The sequence below is a fragment of the Mycolicibacterium baixiangningiae genome (assembly GCF_016313185.1).
GTDB classification, from domain to species: domain Bacteria; phylum Actinomycetota; class Actinomycetes; order Mycobacteriales; family Mycobacteriaceae; genus Mycobacterium; species Mycobacterium baixiangningiae.
Window position 1 is genome coordinate 4,266,305 of sequence record NZ_CP066218.1, and the last position, 16,991, is coordinate 4,283,295.

Sequence of the window (16,991 nt, forward strand, 5' to 3'; positions counted from 1 at the left end):
GGTCGTATGACGGGGGCAACGGAGGCCGATGTCGTCGTGGTGGGTGCCGGGTTCGCCGGACTCACGGCGGCCCGCGAACTCACCCGCCGCGGCCACCACGTCGTGGTGCTCGAGGGACGCGATCGGGTCGGCGGGCGGGCGTACACCACCACGGTCGCCGGCACCCCGGTCGATCTCGGCGCGACGTTCGTCGGGCCCACCCAGGACGCGGTCCTCGCGCTGGCCGCCGAACTGCACTGTGAAACCGTCCGCACGTTCAGTCGCGGGAAGAACCTCATCCGCTGGCGCGGGCGGGTGCGCTCCTACCGCAGCACGGTCCCGCGTCTGTCGATCATCGAACTGCTCGACGTCTCCCGGATCCAGTGGCGGTTCGAGCGGTTGTGCAGACAGATCCCGGTCGCCACGCCGTGGACCGCGCCGGGCGCTCACCGACTCGACGAACTGAGCCTCGAAGGGTGGCTGCGTTCGGTGCACGCGAGCGCCTCGACCCGCGACCTGATGGCGATCATGTCCCGGGTGACGTGGGGGTGTGAACCCGGGGCGGTCTCGCTGCTGCACGCCGTGCGCTACGTCAAGGCGGCCGGCGGTATCGGGCGCATGCTCGACGTGGAAGGCGGCGCGCAGCAGGACCGGTTCCCGGGCGGCACCCAGCAGATCGCCTCGCGGATGGCCGCGGAATTGGGCGACCGGGTGCGCACCGGGGCGCCGGTGCGACGGATTCAACGGCACACCGACGGGATGCTGCAGGTCGACACCGACCAGGGCCGGACGACGGCGCGCGCGGTGATCGTCGCCGTCGCGCCCGCCCACCGCGACGCGATCGTGTTCGAGCCGCCACTGCCCGCCGAATGCACCGATCTGGCCACGCACTGGCCTCAGGGCCGGCTGAGCAAGGCCTACGCCGCCTACGACAGACCGTTCTGGCGGGACGGGGGGTGTTCGGGCGAGGCGCTCTCCGACGAGGGCCCGGTGTTCATCACCTTCGACGTGAGCCCGTCGGACGACGGTCCGGGGATCCTGCTCGGGTTCACCGACGCTACGGCGTTCGACCTGTTGTCGCCCGAAGATCGCCGGCAGAGTGCGATCGACGGGTTCACCGCGCTGTTCGGCGATCCCGCCGCGTCCCCGATCGACTACGTCGACCACCTGTGGGGCGCCGAGGCGTTCGCACCGGGTGGCCCGACGGCCGCGGTGCCGCCCGGCGCCTGGACGGCCTACGGCCGGTGCCTGCGCACCCCGGTCGACGGAATCCATTGGGCAGGAACGGAAACCGCGGATCAGTGGACGGGTTTCCTCGACGGCGCCGTGCGCTCGGGATGGCGGGCCGCCGCCGAGGTGCACGAGCGGTTGTCACGTTAGGAAGCCGGTTTCAGGATGTGGCGCGGCGCGCCGTTGACCTCGTCGGGCCGTTCCAGGATGGCGCCGGCGTCGAGCGGCACCGCGGCACGGGCGTCGATCACCCCGGGATGTTAAATGGTCTCCGTCGACGGAAAGGAAGGCGACCATGCGCGCGGTCCAGATTGCCCGATTAGACGGTCCCGGCTCGGTGCAGGTCGTCGAAGTCGACGAACCCGATGCCACCGACCAGGTGCTGATCGATGTGCACGCCGCTGGTGTGGCGTTTCCCGACGCCCTCCTGTCGCGGGGGCTCTACCAGTACAAGCCGGACCTGCCGTTCACGCCGGGCGCCGAGATCGCCGGCGTGGTGCGCAGCGCCCCCGCCGACTCGGGGATATCGGTAGGCGACCGCGTCGCCGGGCTGACGATGCTGTCAGGCGGAATGGCCGAAGTTGTTGCGCTGCCGCCTGATCGGGTGTTTCCCCTACCTGACGTGGTGTCGTTCGAAGCCGGCGCTGGTCTGCTCTTCAACGATCTGACGGTGCACTGCGCACTGCGCACCCGCGGCCGTCTGACATCGGGCGAGACCGTACTCGTGCACGGCGCTGCGGGCGGCATCGGCACCTCGACACTGCGGTTGGCCCCGGCGTTCGGCGCCGCGCGCACCATTGCCGTCGTCAGCACCGAGGAGAAGATCGCGGTGGCCAGGGCGGCGGGCGCCGACGACGTGGTCCTGGCAGACGGTTTCAAAGACGCGGTCAAGGAGTTGACGGGTGGGCGCGGCGTCGACGTCGTGGTCGACCCTGTCGGCGGTGACCGGTTCACCGATTCGCTGCGGTCACTCGCCCCGGGCGGGCGCCTGCTCGTCATCGGTTTCACCGGCGGCGACATTCCCACGGTGAAGGTGAATCGGCTGCTGCTCAACAACGTCGATGTCGTCGGAGTCGGTTGGGGCGCATGGACTTTCACCCATCCCGGTTACGTTCGGGAGCAGTGGGCGGAACTCGAGCCGCTACTTGCCTCCGGGGCGGTGTCGGCACCGAAGCCCGACGTCTACCCGCTCGAACGGGCGGCGGAGGCGATCGCGGCACTCGAAAACCGAACCGCGAGAGGCAAAGTCGTCATCGCGGTGCGGTGACGCGCTCAGGGCGTGGTGATGTAGTCCATCGGCGGACCGCCCGGCCCGACGGCGGACTGGTCGGCCACGGCGGTCGCGACCGACTGGCCGGCCTGGACGGTGGCGAAGACGGCCACGCGGTCGTCGACGTCGAACGACGCGGCGGGGCTGGCAGGGTGCTGGCGATCGACGGTCACGGCGGTGGTGTTCGGCGTGATTCGGTAGGTCTGGATGAGGCCGTTGTCGCTGCGCGTGGTGACCGAGTCCGCGCTCACGGCGATGACCGTGCCGTGCTGCGTGACCGGCGCACTGCTGGTGGCCTGCGGCGCTTCGGCCGGAGCCGAGGCGGGCTCGGGTGCGGAGAAGTGGACGACCGCACCGGCGAGAACGCCTGCCGAGGCGACGGCGAACGACAGCGACCCGCCCACGACCACGGGCCAGTTCGTCGTCCGGCGTTGGGTCATCGGTGCTGGTGACCGGTGTCTTCCGCTCATACCTCTGCGCTCCACGAAGTTGTGCATGTATGGGGGTTTTTACCCATCCACTTTCAAGAACAAACAGCATTCACCCAGCAAAAGCTTCCCGCACCCCCTCTGACCTGCACGAAAGCCCTCGTTAATTCGTGCCGATCCGCCTCGCTGAAGGTGCCATTCGGCCAATATCGGCACCGCGTCCCGTTACTCCGCCGGCGCCTCAGCCCTGCACGCTCGGACGGATCGTCAGTTCACCGATCTCGACGTCGGCGGGCGCCTCGATGGCGAACACCATCGCTTCCGCGACCGCCCCGGGATCGAGGCCGAAGTCGTTCATCGAGCCGCGGATCCGGTCGCGCAGCGCGGGGTCGTCGATCGAGCTGTCCAGATCGGTGTTGACGAAGCCCGGGGAAATCGCCGTCGTCCGTATCGCTCCGTCGGTGGATTCCTGGCGGAGGGCTTCGAGCACAGTGCGCACGGCGTTCTTCGTCGCGGCGTACACCCCCAGGTCCGGCACGATCTTCAGGCCCGCGGTCGACACGGTCGTGACGAAGTGACCATGGCCCTGTCGTCGGAAGATAGGCAGCGCCGCGGCGATGCCGTGCAGGACGCCGCGCAGGTTGACGTCGATCATCGCCGACCAGCCCTCGACGTCGAGGTCCGCGATGGGGCCGATCTTGCTGATGCCGGCGTTGTTGACCAGGACATCGAGTCGTCCGAACTCCTCGACCGCCCGGTCCGCCAGGCGCCGGACGTCGTCGAGGCGGGTGACATCGGTCGAGCAGGCCACCGCGATTCCGCCGGAATCGCGGATGTCGGCGACGAGTCGCTCGAGGTGGTCGGCACGGCGCGCACCGAGGACGACGGCAGCGCCACGCTGGGCGAGCAGGCGGCCGGCTGCCGCACCGATGCCGCTGCTGGCCCCCGTGATGGCGACGATTTTCTGGGTGTTCGATGGCATGGCTGAACCCTCGCTTCGGCTAAAGTGGACACGTGTCCCCTTACCGGTCCACCGTACTGGACACGTGTCCGTTTAGCTCGAGGTGTGCGCGGTGAAGCGCCGCAGCGATGCCGAACAGAACCGAGCGCGGATTCTGGCGACGGCGCGTGAGCGCATCGTCGCCTCCCACGACGTGAAGATGAACGAGATCGCCAAGGCGGCAGGCGTCGGCCAGGGCACGCTCTATCGCCACTTCCCCACTCGCGAGGTACTACTGGCGGAGGTCTATCGCGACGACGTCGACGCGCTCGTCGCCGCCGCGTCCGAACTCCTTGCCCAGCACACGCCCATCGAGGCACTGGCCCTGTGGTTCGGCAGGGTCGCGGACTACGCCCGGGTCAAGCGCCAGGTGTTCGCCGCCGCAACGGATTCCGCACGCAACGAACTCGCCGGCCACAGCGCAGGACCGATCGACGACGCGGTTACCGCGCTACTGCAGGCCGGTAAGGCCGAAGGCCAGATCCGTCGTGACATCGATTCCCGGGACGTGGTTTTGCTACTGGGCTTCCTGACCCGCCTCGACGATGCGGAATGGGAGAGCCGGACGCATCGTGTTCTGGACGTGATCCTGGCGGGACTGGAGGCAAAGTCGCTATGAACAGCATCGTCACCGAGCTCACGGCCATGGGCATCGATGTGGACACCTCCACCCGGCGGCGGGCGGAGTACGCCTTCGACGCGTCCAACTATCGCCTCCCGCCACTGGGGGTGATATTCCCGCGTTCGATCGAGGACGTGGTGCAGACGGTTCGGGTGTGCGCGGCCCACCGCGTGCCGGTGACGAGCCGAGGTGGCGGAACTTCGTTGGCCGGCAACGCGATCGGCCGTGGTCTGGTGCTCGACTTCTCCCGGCACATGAACGCAGTGGCCCGCGTCGACGAGCCGGCACGCACCGCCTACGTCCAGCCCGGCATCGTCCTCACCGATCTTCAGCGGCACGTCCAGCGCGCGACAGCTGAACGGCTCACGTTCGCGCCGGATCCGTCGAGCAAGTCCAGGGCCACCGTCGGTGGTGCGATAGGGAACGACGCGTGCGGGAACCACTCGGTGCGCTACGGCCGCACCTCCGACCACGTCGTGGCGCTCGACGTGGTCACCGCGGCCGGGCACCGTCTCACCGCCACGAGCGACGGGGTGTACGCCACCGACCCGGCCGATGACTCCGCGGTCGCCGCAGCCGAACGCATCACCGCCGACCTCCGTTCACTGACCGACGGACACCTCGCCGAGTTCCGGCTCGAGCTGGCGCGCTTCCCCAGGCAGGTGTCCGGTTACCACCTCGCGAACCTCCTGCCGGAGAACGGCTTCCACGTGGCGCGGGCGCTGGTCGGAACCGAGGGCACCTGTGCGGTCGTCGTCGGCGCCACGGTGTCACTCGTGCCGGTGGCGCCGTCCGCCATGTTGCTGTGCCTGGGCTACGCGGATTTGGTCGACGCCGCACGGGACAACTCGTTGATCCTGCGCTACTCCCCCGCCGCCATCGAAGGCATCGACTCGTTGATCGTCGACACCATGCGCCATCGGCGAGGCCCCGAATCCGTGACGGGGCTTCCGGCGGGCAACGCGTGGCTCTACGTCGACATCGACGGCGAAGACCGCGCCGAGGTGGAAGCGCGCGGGGCAGAGCTGGTGGCCGAATTGCACCGCGCGGGACGGCTGATCGAGGCCCGGGTGGTGGCCGACCCCGCCGAACGCGCGTCACTGTGGCGGGTACGCGAAGACGGCGCCGGGTTGTCGGCCCGCCTGGTCGACGGCGGAGAGTCGTGGACCGGCTGGGAGGATTCGGCGGTCGCCCCCGATCAGCTGGCCGACTACCTGGTCGCGATCAAGGCCCTGCTCGCCGAGTTCGGGCTCACCGGCGTCATGTACGGACACTTCGGCGCAGGGTGCATGCACATTCGCATCGACTTCGACCAGCGGACCGAGCAGGGCCGCGACGTCATGTCGCGCTTCATTCGCCGCGCGGCCGAACTGTGCGTGCGATTCGGCGGTTCGATGTCGGGTGAACACGGCGACGGCCGTGCGCGCTCGGAGCTGCTGCCGCTGATGTACAGCCCGGCCACCATGGCGGCGTTCTCCCGCTTCAAGCGGATCTGGGACCCGCTCGGCATCCTGAACCCCGGATCCATCGTCGATCCCGAACCGCTGCTGGACAACCTGTCTCTGTCAGGGGTGGACGGGCGCGACTGGCCGACCTCCTTCGAACTCACCCCGACCCACGACGTTCCGGTCGCGCCGTTCGTCCACGCGGTACAGGGCTGCATCGGGGTGGGCCGCTGCCGCGCGTCGAGCGGCGGCGTGATGTGTCCGAGCTTCCGCGCCACCGGCGACGAGAAGGACTCCACCCGCGGACGTGCGCGTGCCCTCCAGGAGATGGTGCGCAACTCCCCGACCGTCGCCGACGGCTGGCGCTCCGAGGACGTCAAGGAATCACTCGACCTGTGCCTGTCGTGTAAGGCCTGTTCCACCGACTGCCCGGTGGGCGTCGACATGGCCACCTACAAGTCCGAGTTCCTCGACCACTACTACAGCGGCCGCCGCAGGCCGATGTCGCACTACACGCTCGGATGGCTGCCCACGTGGCTCGAACTGACCACCCGGATGGCGCCGCTGGTCAATCTGCTCACCCGGGGACGGATGGGACGGATGGCGGCCCGGACGGGTGGTCTCACCCCGCACCGCACGCTGCCGGCGTTCGCCTCCGCCCGACAGATCCGGCGGGAGCTCCCGGCCGCCGGCACCGAGGGTGACGTCGTCCTCCTGGCCGACACCTTCACCCGTGGGTTCCGCCCGGAGGTGGCCGGCGCCGCGGCCCGCGTGCTGGCAGACGCGGGACTGTCCACCGAGTGCCGCACGGACGCCTGCTGCGGCCTGACGTGGATCTCGACAGGCCAACTGACCAAGGCCAAACGGCGCCTCGCGAAAGCGGCCGAGGTGCTCGACGACGGCACCGACCGGCCGATCGTCGTCCTCGAACCGAGTTGCGCCGCGGCGTTTCGCACAGACTTGCCGGAACTCATCCACACCGACGCCGCTCGCCGGGTCGCCGCGCGGATCCACACTTTCGCCCAGATGGTCGCCGATTCAGCGGAAAAGGGTTGGCGACCGGACCATCAGCTTCCGGATGAGGTGACGGTCCAGACGCATTGCCACGAATACGCGGTCTTCGGCGCGGCCGCGCAGCGCAAGGCCCTGCAGGCACTCGGAGTCAGCAGGGTTCGTGAGGCGACCGGATGTTGCGGTGTAGCAGGGAATTTCGGGTTCGAGAAGGATCACTACGACGTCAGCATGAAAGTCGCCGAGCAGGGTCTCGCGCCAGCCCTGCGTGAGACGCCGGCCGACGCCGCTGTGCTCACCGACGGATTCAGCTGTCAGATGCAGGTCCGCCAGTTGGACGCCGATCGCTCGTCACTGCACCTCGCACAACTCCTCGACCCGAGGCGGTGACACCACGTGATCACCAACCCGGGGCGATGTTCGACGATTGCGCGTGCCCGCCCGCGCCGGGGTCCCCGAGTTCGGCGGCGATCGACACCACCAGGCCGCCGAGCATGAACGCAGTGATCGCCGCGACCAAGGTTGCCGTGCTGAACGAGGGGATGAATCTTCTTGCGCCGGCGAGGTTTTGGCCGCCGTGGTGGTATTCGTGGGTCAGCGCGTGGCCTTTGCCTCTGCGGAGCAGGGAGCGGTTGACCGGATAGGCGGCGAGGAACGCCGCGCCGAGCGCGATCATCATGGCGACCCAGAAGACCGCATTGACCAAGCCGGCGTCCATCGCGCCGGGAATGACGGCCATGACGAGGTTGTCGACGATCTCCATGGTCAGGATCGACAAGGTGTCGGCCGCCAGCACGACACTCAGTGCGGTGCCGAGCGCGAGGCCGGCCTTGAGTAGCGGCAGCGTCGAGAGCGCGTAGCCGAACAGGAAGGCCAACGCGACGGCGAGTCCGATCGTGGCCAGGTTGCTCAGGCCGAGCACGGTGCCGATGATCAGGCCGGCGATCTCGCCGATCGCACACCCGGTGAGGCAGTGCAGCGTCGCGCTGAGCGCCATCGCGTTGACATTGAAATTGACATTGACATTGCCACCGTGTCCGTGGTGCGCGTGGCCGGCTGGCGAGTGGTCCATGCCGTCATGATCGTGGGCGTGCACGGTCATCATCTGCTCCTTCGCCGGAATGCATACCCTGTGGGGGTATCTGCACCGTACCCCTGGGGGGTATACCGCGCAAGGGTCGGTCGCCAAAGCAGCCCGCCGCGGCCGTCGCGTGTTGCAGGCTGAAGAGATGACGGCGGCCATGGACCTCCTCGATGCGGTGGCCGCCCTCGGCTCGGCGCTCGACCGGACGACGTTTCCGCTCCCGGCGCCGTCGGCCTGGCCCGCCGAGCGTGACCGCCGGGAGTTGACCGGACAGCTCGCCGACTACCTCATCCCGCGGTTGCGGAGCATCGACGCTCCGCTGCTGGCGGTGGTCGGCGGTTCGACCGGTGCGGGCAAGTCGACGCTGATCAACTCACTCGTCGGCGCCGACGTCAGCCAGTCGGGCGTGCTGCGCCCGACCACCCGCGGCCCGGTCATCGTCTGTCATCCGACCGATCTGCAGTGGTTCACCGACGACCGGATCCTGCCGCAACTGCCGCGGTCGGCGGGGCCGGACGGCCTGCGGCTGGCGCCCCACCCGGGGATCGGGCCCGGCCTCGCACTGCTCGACGCCCCGGACATCGACAGTGTCGTGAGCACCAACCGCGAGCTCGCGGGCACGTTGCTGGCCGCCGCCGATCTGTGGATCTTCCTCACCACGGCGGCCCGCTACGCCGACGCCGTGCCGTGGCACATGCTGCACACCGCACGTGACCGCGGCACCGCGATCGCCGTCGTCCTGGACCGCTGCCCGCCCGAGGCCGTCCACGACGTCGCGGGACACCTGTCGGACATGCTCGCCGCGGGCGGGCTCAACGGGGCTCCGCTGTTCGTGATCGTCGAGCAGTCGCTACGCAACGGGCGGCTGAAGGAGAAGTCGATCGCGCCGATCCGCGACTGGCTCGGCGGCCTCACCGCCGACGCCGAACAGCGGGCATCGGTGGTGCGCTACACGCTTGACGGTGCGCTGCGCAGCCTCCCGCCTCGTACGTACGCCCTGGCCGGCGCGGCCGACGATCAGGCCGACGTCCGCGCCCAACTGGGGTCGTGCGTGCAGTCCTCCTACGACGGGGCGCTCGCACGGGTCGACGAGGCGATCCGCGACGGCGCCATGCTGCGCGGCGAGGTGCTGGCGCGCTGGCAGGACGTGGTGGGCACCGGCGAATTCCTGCGCCGGCTGGAATCCCGGGTCGGTCGGATCCGCGACCGCATGGTCTCCGCGGTGACCGGGCGGTCGACTCCGGTGGAGGAACTGGGGTCGGCGTTGGAGAGCGGCATCGCCACGGTCGTGCGCGCCGCGGTCGAGGACGCCAGCGAAGCGGCCTACGGGTGCTGGGCGCGCCATCAGGCGGGCGCCCTCCTGCTCACCGACGAATTATCCCATCCCGCAGCGGGTTTGCCGGAGGCCGTCGAGCGGCTGGTCCGCGACTGGGAGGGTTTCGTGCTCGAACTCGTCCGCACCGAGGGTGCCTCGAAGCGGTCAGGGGCACGGTTGGCGTCCTACGGCGTCAACGGCGCCGGGCTGGTCGTGATGCTCGCGGTGTTCAGCCAGACGGCCGGGTTGACCGGTGCGGAGATCGCCGTCGCCGGCGGCACCACGGTGGCCAGCCAGAAGGTGTTGGAGGCCATCTTCGGTGAGCAGGCCGTCCGCGGTCTGGCCCGGCAGGCCCGCGACGAACTCCTGGCCCGCGTCGGCCAGTTGCTGGCCGAGGACTCCGCCCGGTACCACCAGGTCCTCGGATCGGCGTCCTCGGCGGTGAGCGGTGACGAGCTACGCGCGGCCGCGAATCGTGTTGCGGCGGTGCTGCAGTGACGCTCACCGACCGGCTGGCGGCGTTGTCGTCGGTGGCGGCCCTTGGCACCGGCCGGCTCCCCGAGGACGTGCTCGCCGACGTGCGCAGTCTTGACGCCCGCGCCGGGACGCGGCTGCGGTTGTCGGGTGAGCACACCGTGGTGGCGCTGGCGGGTGCGACCGGAAGCGGGAAGTCCTCGTTGTTCAACGCGATTGCGGGGGCGCCACTGGCGCAGGTGGGCATCCGGCGGCCGACGACGTCGGCGACGCAGGCCGTCGTCTTCGGACCGTCCCCCGCCGCGGAACTCCTCGACTGGCTGGAGATCCGGAACCGCCAGGCCGCCGATGCGTCGACCGCCCCGCAGCTGTCCGGGCTGCTGTTGCTCGACCTGCCCGACCACGACTCCGTCGAGGCGGCGCACCGCGCCGAAGTGGACCGGCTGATCCGCCTCGTCGACGCGTTCGTCTGGGTGCTCGACCCGCAGAAGTACGCCGACGCCGTCCTGCACGACGAGTACCTGCGTCCGCTGGCGGCGCACCGCGAGGTGATGGTCGTCGTCCTCAACCAGGCCGACCGGCTTTCCCTGCCCGACCTGGCGTCGTGCATGCACGACCTGCACCGCCTCCTCGCCGAGGACGGCCTGACGGGCGTGCCGGTGCTAGCCACGACAGCCGTCAAACCGGACGGGGCGTCGGAGTTGCACGAGTTCCTGGTGTCCACCGTGGCCGATCACCGGGCGCGCACGGCCCGGGTCAGTGCCGATCTGGACGCGATGGCCGCCCGGCTGACCCCGCTGGTCCCCACGCGGCGGTCGGAACCCGCCCTGCGGGACGCCGAGCGGCATCTGCGCGGTTCACTCGCCGGCGCGGCCGCGGTTCCGACGGTGGTCGATGCCGTCGGCCGGGCCTACACCCGCCGCGGTCTGGCCGCGACCGGGTGGCCGCCGGTGCGCTGGGTGACCAAGTTCCGCCCGGATCCGTTGCGCCGTCTCGGACTGGGTGCCTCCGACGCCCAGGGCGAGGTCCTACGGCGAACGTCGATGCCCTCGGGGTCGGCGGCGTCGCGGGCCGGGGTCGACAGTGCGGTGCGGGCACTGGCCGACACCGCATCCGACGGGCTGCCCGCACCGTGGCCGCGAATCATGCGCGAGGCAGCGAGATCTCACGCCGAAGCCGTCCCCGATGCGCTGGACAGGGTGGTCGGCGGGGCCGATCTCGGGATGGCCAGGACGCCGCGCTGGTGGCGGCTGTTCGGGGCCCTGCAGTGGCTGCTGATCGCCGTGGCCGTGGCGGGCGGTGTGTGGTTGGGTGCGCTCGCGGTGTTGGCGTACCTGCAGATCGACCTCGACGCCCCGGAGTTCGGACCGTTCGCGTTGCCGACCGTCCTGTTCATCGGTGGACTCGGACTGGGCCTGCTTCTTCGGGTCCTGGTGCGGCCGTTCGTGGCGGTGGGCGCGGCGCGACGCCGTCGACGGGTGGCCTCCGAGTTGCACCGACGCGTCGACGGCGTGGCCGAGGAATTGGTGCTGGCGCCGTTACGAAATGAGCTGTCGCTCTACGGGCAGCTGTCGGCGGCGGTGCACGGCGTCGGCCGCTGAGGCTCACGCATGACCGAGCACCAGCATCTCGCCGGTGAGCGCGCCCTCGGCGAGCAGGTCCGCGATGCGTCCGCTCTGGCGTTCGGCCAACTGCCAGGCCCGCGAGGTGCCGTGCCGATCGCTCAGCGCGTCGGTGACCGCGTCGACGCGCTCGGTCCACTCCTTCGGGATGCCCGGCAGATCGGCTGTGCTCCGCCACTTCTGGATCTGCAGGCCGGCGTCGCCGATCAATCCGGTCAGCTCGGCCCTGGTCGGGAAGTGGTTGCCCTCAGGCTGTTTGGTCAGCAGCGGCTCACGGGCCACGAACGCGAGCAGCGCGATGCGTCCCGGCGGCCGCACCGTCCGGCGCATCTCGGCGAGCAGTTCCACCTGATGCGGCGTCGTACACAACACACCCAGCGACCAGGCGGCGTCGACACACGCATCCGCCAGCGGCAACGCGGACCCGACCGCCTGCACGACGGGGAATCCGAACAGGGTGCGCGCCGCGCGGCAGGCGCCCGCTTCCGGTTCGACGAGCACCGGCTCCAGCGAGACCGCTTGTGCGGCATAGGCAGCCGGTCCGCCGACGCCGGCGCCGCAGTCGAGCAGCGAGTCGTCTGAGGTCAACGCCAACTGGTCGATCAGCCAGTCCAGGGCGGCCGGGCTTCCGCTGCCCCGGCAGCCCGCGGGGATGTGGTACTCCGGCCCCAGATCCGCGGCCACCTGCGCCGTCCACTCGGCCACGGTGTCGAACTCGGCGTCCATCGCTTCGGTCATGCAGCCTCCTGGGCCTTGATGAGCCGGCCGACCTCCGCCTTGATCTCCGCACCCTCCCGGGTGCCGGAGGCGGACGCCGAGCCGGAAACGTTGACGCCCTCGACGCCGTCGATCGACAGCAGCGCCCGCGCCTCGGCGACGGCGGCCGCGATCCCCGCCGACACCGGATCCGCCGCCCCGAGGACCTCCTCCACCACCGCCTGGTCGAGTTCGAGGCCGGGCAGGCCCTGCAGGACGGCGGCGGAGACGACATCGGTGAACACCGCGACCGCGGCGACCACCGGGATCGACAACCCGCCCGCCCGCGCGGACGCCATGAAGTCGGCGATGGTCTGGGGAAATGGCACGTGGTTGAGTACCGCGATGCTCGCCCCGGCGCGCTGTTTCTCGACCAGACGGGCCGGCCGGGCGTGCACCGGCGGCGCGGTGGGAGTCTCCGGGACCACCGGGACCATGCCGACCGAGGCCGCCAGCGAGACCAGCCGTGGCCCGTCGAGGTCGAAGGTCTGCGTGACATCCGGGCGCACGTCGTACCCGCGGCCGTCGCCGGTTACGCACAGCACGGTGCTGACACCGATCGTGCGCAGCCCACGCAGTTCCTGTTCGAGGACGATGCGGTTGCGGTCCCGGCACGACAGCGTGATGACCGGGGACACCCCGGCCTCGAGCAGCAGACGGCCCATCAGCGTCGGCGGGAAGTCCGGCCGGTTCTGGTGCTCGCCGACGAGGACGGCGTCACACGAGTGCGCGAGGACGGCGGCGGTCGCGGCGGCGTCGTCCTCGTCGAACGGTGTGCAGCTGAAGTCGGTGAGGACGAGTGGCGCCGGTGCGGGCTGCGGCGCCGGTGCGACGCCCGACCAGGGCACGACGTCGGGAAAGGCGCAGGGGCCCGTGCGCATTTCGCACTGCCCGTCGGGTCGGACACCGCCGCAGGGCCCGTACTGCATCCGCTTGGGACATTGCAGGTCCGTCGACAACGTCGCCCCTCCACAGTCGCTCGTTCGAGCCATGTACCCGGCGGATCGCCCTCCCAAGCGAATCCCGCACGCCGCCGCGTAGTCAACGACTGTTGACATCTGCAATGGGCCGGTCTAACGTCTAATTCAACAGATGTTGACTTGCGCGAAGGAGCCGTTCGCATGACCGTGACCGCCATCCAGATCGGGCTCGACCCCGGGGTGATCGACTACACCTCCCCGGATTTCGCCCAGTTCGCCGGCCTGTCCAAAGACGCGCTGCGCGCGGCCAACGACAGGAACGTCGACGAGTTGCGCGCCGCCGGCTACCACGTTGACAACTGCCTCGTCGACTTCGGTGAGGCGGGTGCTGACAAGGCGCGGAATTGGCTGGGCGCCAGGCACTATGACGCGGTCTTGATCGGCGCCGGGATACGCCTGATCGCCGGCAACACGTTGCTGTTCGAGGCGATCGTCAACGCCGCGCACACGGCCCAGCCGGGTTGCCGGTTCGTGTTCAACCGCGAAGCCAAGGCCACCCCCGACGACATCCGCCGGTACTACCCGGACCCGGAAGCGCGACGCCGATGACCGCCACGGTCGACGTCGTCGTCGTGGGCGCCGGCCCCACCGGCCTGACCGCCGCCGGCGACCTCGCGCGTGCCGGACGCTCCGTCGTGGTCCTGGAGAAATGGCCCACCCCGAACCCGTCGAGCCGGGCGTTCGCCACGATGGCGCGCACGCTGGAGACCCTCGATGCGCGCGGTATCGCCGACGACCTGATCGCGAACGGCCACCGGGCACCGGGGGTGTCGATCTTCGCCGGCGCGCGGATCGACCTGACCCATCTGGACTCGCCGTACCGATTCGTGCTGGTCACCCCGCAGACCAACGTCGATCAGGCGCTCGCGCGCTATGCGCAGAACCAGGGCGCCGACATCCGCCGAGGCGCCGAAGTCGTGGCGATTCACCAGGATCTGGACGGTGTGACCGTCACCGCCCGGGCGCATGACGATCCGTCCCAGCAGAGCACCTGGCGGGCTCGTTACATCGTCGGCGCCGACGGGTCCCACAGCACGGTGCGATCCCTGTTGGGCGTCGACTTCCCGGGCACGACGATCCTGTCCTCGCTCGTGCTCGCCGACGTCAAGCTGGCCGACGGGCCCACCGGCGGCGGGCTGACGGTGGGCAGCACCCGGGATGTGTTCGGGTTCCTCGCACCCTATGACCGCCATGACGCCGACGGGTCGTGGTACCGCGCCATGGTGTGGGACCGCCATCACCAGGTGGCCGACGACGTACCCGCCGACCACGCCGAGATCAGCGGCGTCCTCGCCCGGGCGTTCCCCGCCGACCCCGGCCTGGTCGCCGTCAGCTGGACGTCACGATTCCATTGCGACGAAAGGCAAGTCGCGCAGTACCGCTACGGCCGGGTGTTCCTGGCCGGCGATGCCGCGCACGTGCACTCCCCCATGGGCGGGCAGGGTATGAACACCGGCATCCAGGACGCCGCCAACCTCGCCTGGAAGATCGACGCCGTCCTCGCCGGCGCCGACGATGCGCTCCTCGACACCTACGACGCCGAGCGCCATCCGATCGGCAGACGCGTGTTACGGCAGTCCGGACTGATGGCGCGTGGCATCACGCTGCATCCGCGGGCCGCACGGCTACTCCGGAACCTCTTGGCTCCCAGACTTCTTCGGGTGCCAAAGGTCCGCGACGCCGTGGCGGGAAGCTTCGCGGGTACTGAACTCCGATACCCGGGGATCGGTCCGGTCGGCACCCGCGCCACTCAGATCCCGTTGACCGCTGGGCGTCTCACCGAGCTGCTGCGCACCCCGGGGTTCGTCCTCGTCCGTGAGCGCGGCGCCCCGGTTGTCGAAGCCTTTGACGGCAGGCAGACCGAACGCAGCGACGGCGGGCCGGCGGTGCTGGTGCGGCCCGACGGGTACATCGCGTGGGCCGGTGACTCGGCAGACCGCTCGGCGTGGGCGGCGGCGCTGCCACTGGTCTCGGCTAGTGAATGTGGCTGCCGCCGTTGATGTCCACCGTGGTGCCGGTCAGGTAGGCGGCGTCCTGGCTGGACAGGAACGTGATGACCGCGGCGACCTCGTCGGCGGTGGCGGTACGCCCGACGGGGATGTCAGCGGCGAGCTTGGCCTCCTGCTCGTCGGTGGATCCGACCCGGATGTTGGTGTCGACCGCACCCGGAGTGACGGCGTTGACGGTCACACCCGTGTGGGCGATCTCCCGCGCCAATGCTTTGGTGAAGCCCAGGATCGCGGCCTTGGCCGACGAATACGGCACCTTGCCGAACACGCCACCACCGCGCTGCGCGGAGACCGAGGACATGTTGACGATGCGCCCCCAGCCCTCGTCGATCATGTCGGGCAGAAAAGCCTTGGAGACGAGGTAGGTACCGGTGGCGTTGACGGCCATCACCGTGTTCCACAGCTCGAGCGTGGTCTCCAGAAAAGCTACGGGCGAGGTGATCCCGGCGATGTTGGCCAGCGCGCCCACCGCAGGCAGGTTCCCCGCGGCCACTTCCGCGGCGACGGCGTCGCGCGCCGCGGTGACCGAGTCCTCTGAGGTGACGTCGACGGCGTGGCCGAAAGCGGGCACCGCGTATTGGTTTCCGATCTCGGCGGCGACTTTCGCCGACTTCTCGCCGTCCAGGTCGAGCACGACGATGGCCCAGCCCTCGCGGGCGTAGCGCTCGGCGACGGCGGTGCCGATGCCCTTGTCGGACGTGGCGCCGGTGATGACTGCGGTCTTGTTCTGCATGGGTTGTCTCCTAGATCAGTTCCGAGATGAGGTGTCCGGCGCGGACTGCCGCGCCGGGGCGCTCGTCGTGGGTGATGTCGCGGGTCTCGAGTTCGAGCGCGAAGTGACCGTGATAGCCGGCGTCGGCGAGAGCTTTGAGGCCCCGCGCGAAGTCCACTGCACCGTTGCCGACCGAGAGGTTGATGTTGCCGGGCACGGCGTCGCGGACGTGGACGTGCGCGATGCGGGGGCCGAACCGGTCCACGAAATCGACGGGGTCGGCGCCCGAGGCGACGATGTGGCTGAAATCCATCACGATGCCCACCTCGGGTCCGAACCGACTGGTGAGCGCCTGCGCCCGCGCGATGTCGCAACACAGCCTGTGCAGGTGCGGCGATTCGGTCCACAGCTCGACCCGCCCGGCGGCGGCCACGTGCGCGGCCGAGACGAGTTCATCGGCGACCCGGTCCAGATCCTCATCGAGGGAACGCCGCGGCGCGTGGTCGAGGGCACCGCAGGGCAGCACCACCGCGCGGGCCGCGGTCGCCGCCGCGAGGGCGACGAGCATGTCGAGATGGCGCGCGCGGGCCAGTTGCTCAGCAGATGTCAGGGGCGCGTTGAGGTCGCCGATATCGCCGTTGATCGATCGCACACGTAGTCCCGAGGCGGCGACGACCGCGGCGACGTCAGAGACGGCGGGCTCGTCCAGGACATACGGGACGTGGTCGCAGACACCGGGCAGGGCGCCGAGGTCGATCTCCGTGAAGCCGAGGCCGGCGATGGTCGCGAGGGCCTGCGGCAACGCCTGGTGACGAAAGCTGATCGTCGAGCAACCCAGGCGCGAGTGGAATCTCCGGGTCATGTCACCTCCTGTGATGACCACCACAGTAAACCCGTCGACTGTCAACAGTCAACTAACAACATCTATCCGATGTCGACTGTTGACATAGCGTGTGGGCGCGCTCACACTGAGTGACGTAGCGCACTGTTGACCGTCAACAGTGAGGTGGGTTGCCAGTCGGGAAACCGGGTAGGCCAGGACTTGGAAGGATGA

General features: G+C 69.8%; 15 protein-coding genes. 8 read left to right on the forward strand and 7 right to left on the reverse strand.

From position 1 onward, the window contains the following. Window positions 1-6: 6 nt before the first annotated feature. A complete protein-coding gene (locus tag I7X18_RS20220) occupies window positions 7-1,359 on the forward strand; it encodes a flavin monoamine oxidase family protein (RefSeq protein ID WP_193043792.1) in 1,353 nt (450 codons plus the stop codon). 145 nt (window positions 1,360-1,504) lie between these two features. After that, window positions 1,505-2,476, forward strand: coding sequence for an NADPH:quinone oxidoreductase family protein (locus I7X18_RS20225; protein WP_193043793.1), 972 nt, complete (start codon window positions 1,505-1,507; stop codon window positions 2,474-2,476). A gap of 5 nt (window positions 2,477-2,481) precedes the next feature. Here the strand turns inward: I7X18_RS20225 and I7X18_RS20230 are convergent, their stop codons facing one another. Together I7X18_RS20230 and I7X18_RS20235 are read right to left on the reverse strand one after the other, a co-directional pair. Further along, a complete protein-coding gene (locus tag I7X18_RS20230; protein WP_226862608.1) occupies window positions 2,482-2,919 on the reverse strand; it encodes a hypothetical protein in 438 nt (145 codons plus the stop codon). 229 nt (window positions 2,920-3,148) lie between these two features. Next, the gene (locus I7X18_RS20235; protein ID WP_193043795.1) at window positions 3,149-3,889 is read right to left on the reverse strand and encodes an SDR family oxidoreductase; all 741 of its coding nucleotides are present in this window, start codon (window positions 3,887-3,889) and stop codon (window positions 3,149-3,151) included. Window positions 3,890-3,980: 91 nt separating this feature from the next. Here I7X18_RS20235 and I7X18_RS20240 point away from each other — a divergent pair, with 91 nt between their 5' ends. Further along, entirely contained in the window at window positions 3,981-4,526 is a 546-nt protein-coding gene (locus I7X18_RS20240; RefSeq protein ID WP_193043796.1) for a TetR/AcrR family transcriptional regulator, read from the forward strand. Continuing rightward, on the forward strand, window positions 4,523-7,375 hold the full coding sequence (locus I7X18_RS20245) for an FAD-binding and (Fe-S)-binding domain-containing protein (RefSeq protein WP_193043797.1): 2,853 nt from the start codon (window positions 4,523-4,525) through the stop codon (window positions 7,373-7,375). The genes I7X18_RS20240 and I7X18_RS20245 overlap by 4 nt, the downstream gene beginning before the upstream one ends. 10 nt (window positions 7,376-7,385) lie before the next feature. On the opposite strand, the gene I7X18_RS20250 is transcribed toward I7X18_RS20245, so the two are convergent. Beyond that, complete coding sequence (locus I7X18_RS20250; protein WP_226862609.1) at window positions 7,386-8,228, reverse strand: DUF4396 domain-containing protein; 843 nt, start codon at window positions 8,226-8,228, stop codon at window positions 7,386-7,388. Between I7X18_RS20250 and I7X18_RS20255 the strand changes: the two genes are divergently transcribed. Both I7X18_RS20255 and I7X18_RS20260 read left to right on the forward strand, forming a co-directional pair. Further along, a complete protein-coding gene (locus tag I7X18_RS20255) occupies window positions 8,215-9,882 on the forward strand; it encodes a dynamin family protein (RefSeq protein ID WP_226862610.1) in 1,668 nt (555 codons plus the stop codon). The genes I7X18_RS20250 and I7X18_RS20255 overlap by 14 nt on opposite strands. After that, window positions 9,879-11,459 carry a GTPase family protein gene (locus I7X18_RS20260; RefSeq protein WP_193043798.1) on the forward strand — a complete coding sequence of 527 codons (1,581 nt, stop codon included), beginning with the start codon at window positions 9,879-9,881 and terminating at the stop codon, window positions 11,457-11,459. Before I7X18_RS20255 ends, I7X18_RS20260 begins: the two co-directional genes overlap by 4 nt. 3 nt (window positions 11,460-11,462) lie before the next feature. Here the strand turns inward: I7X18_RS20260 and I7X18_RS20265 are convergent, their stop codons facing one another. After that, window positions 11,463-12,218 carry a class I SAM-dependent methyltransferase gene (locus I7X18_RS20265; protein WP_193043799.1) on the reverse strand — a complete coding sequence of 252 codons (756 nt, stop codon included), beginning with the start codon at window positions 12,216-12,218 and terminating at the stop codon, window positions 11,463-11,465. Then, the gene (locus I7X18_RS20270) at window positions 12,215-13,165 is read right to left on the reverse strand and encodes a methylenetetrahydrofolate reductase (RefSeq protein WP_232375287.1); all 951 of its coding nucleotides are present in this window, start codon (window positions 13,163-13,165) and stop codon (window positions 12,215-12,217) included. Before I7X18_RS20270 ends, I7X18_RS20265 begins: the two co-directional genes overlap by 4 nt. A gap of 192 nt (window positions 13,166-13,357) precedes the next feature. Between I7X18_RS20270 and I7X18_RS20275 the strand changes: the two genes are divergently transcribed. Next, window positions 13,358-13,765: a hypothetical protein gene (locus I7X18_RS20275; protein ID WP_193043801.1), complete on the forward strand. Its 408-nt coding sequence runs from the start codon at window positions 13,358-13,360 to the stop codon at window positions 13,763-13,765. Next, a complete protein-coding gene (locus tag I7X18_RS20280; protein WP_193043802.1) occupies window positions 13,762-15,216 on the forward strand; it encodes an FAD-dependent oxidoreductase in 1,455 nt (484 codons plus the stop codon). The genes I7X18_RS20275 and I7X18_RS20280 overlap by 4 nt, the downstream gene beginning before the upstream one ends. Here the strand turns inward: I7X18_RS20280 and I7X18_RS20285 are convergent. Further along, the gene (locus I7X18_RS20285; RefSeq protein ID WP_193043803.1) at window positions 15,191-15,958 is read right to left on the reverse strand and encodes an SDR family NAD(P)-dependent oxidoreductase; all 768 of its coding nucleotides are present in this window, start codon (window positions 15,956-15,958) and stop codon (window positions 15,191-15,193) included. The genes I7X18_RS20280 and I7X18_RS20285 overlap by 26 nt on opposite strands. Before the next feature lie 10 nt (window positions 15,959-15,968). Next, window positions 15,969-16,799, reverse strand: coding sequence for a sugar phosphate isomerase/epimerase family protein (locus I7X18_RS20290; RefSeq protein ID WP_193043804.1), 831 nt, complete (start codon window positions 16,797-16,799; stop codon window positions 15,969-15,971). Window positions 16,800-16,991 lie beyond the last annotated feature (192 nt).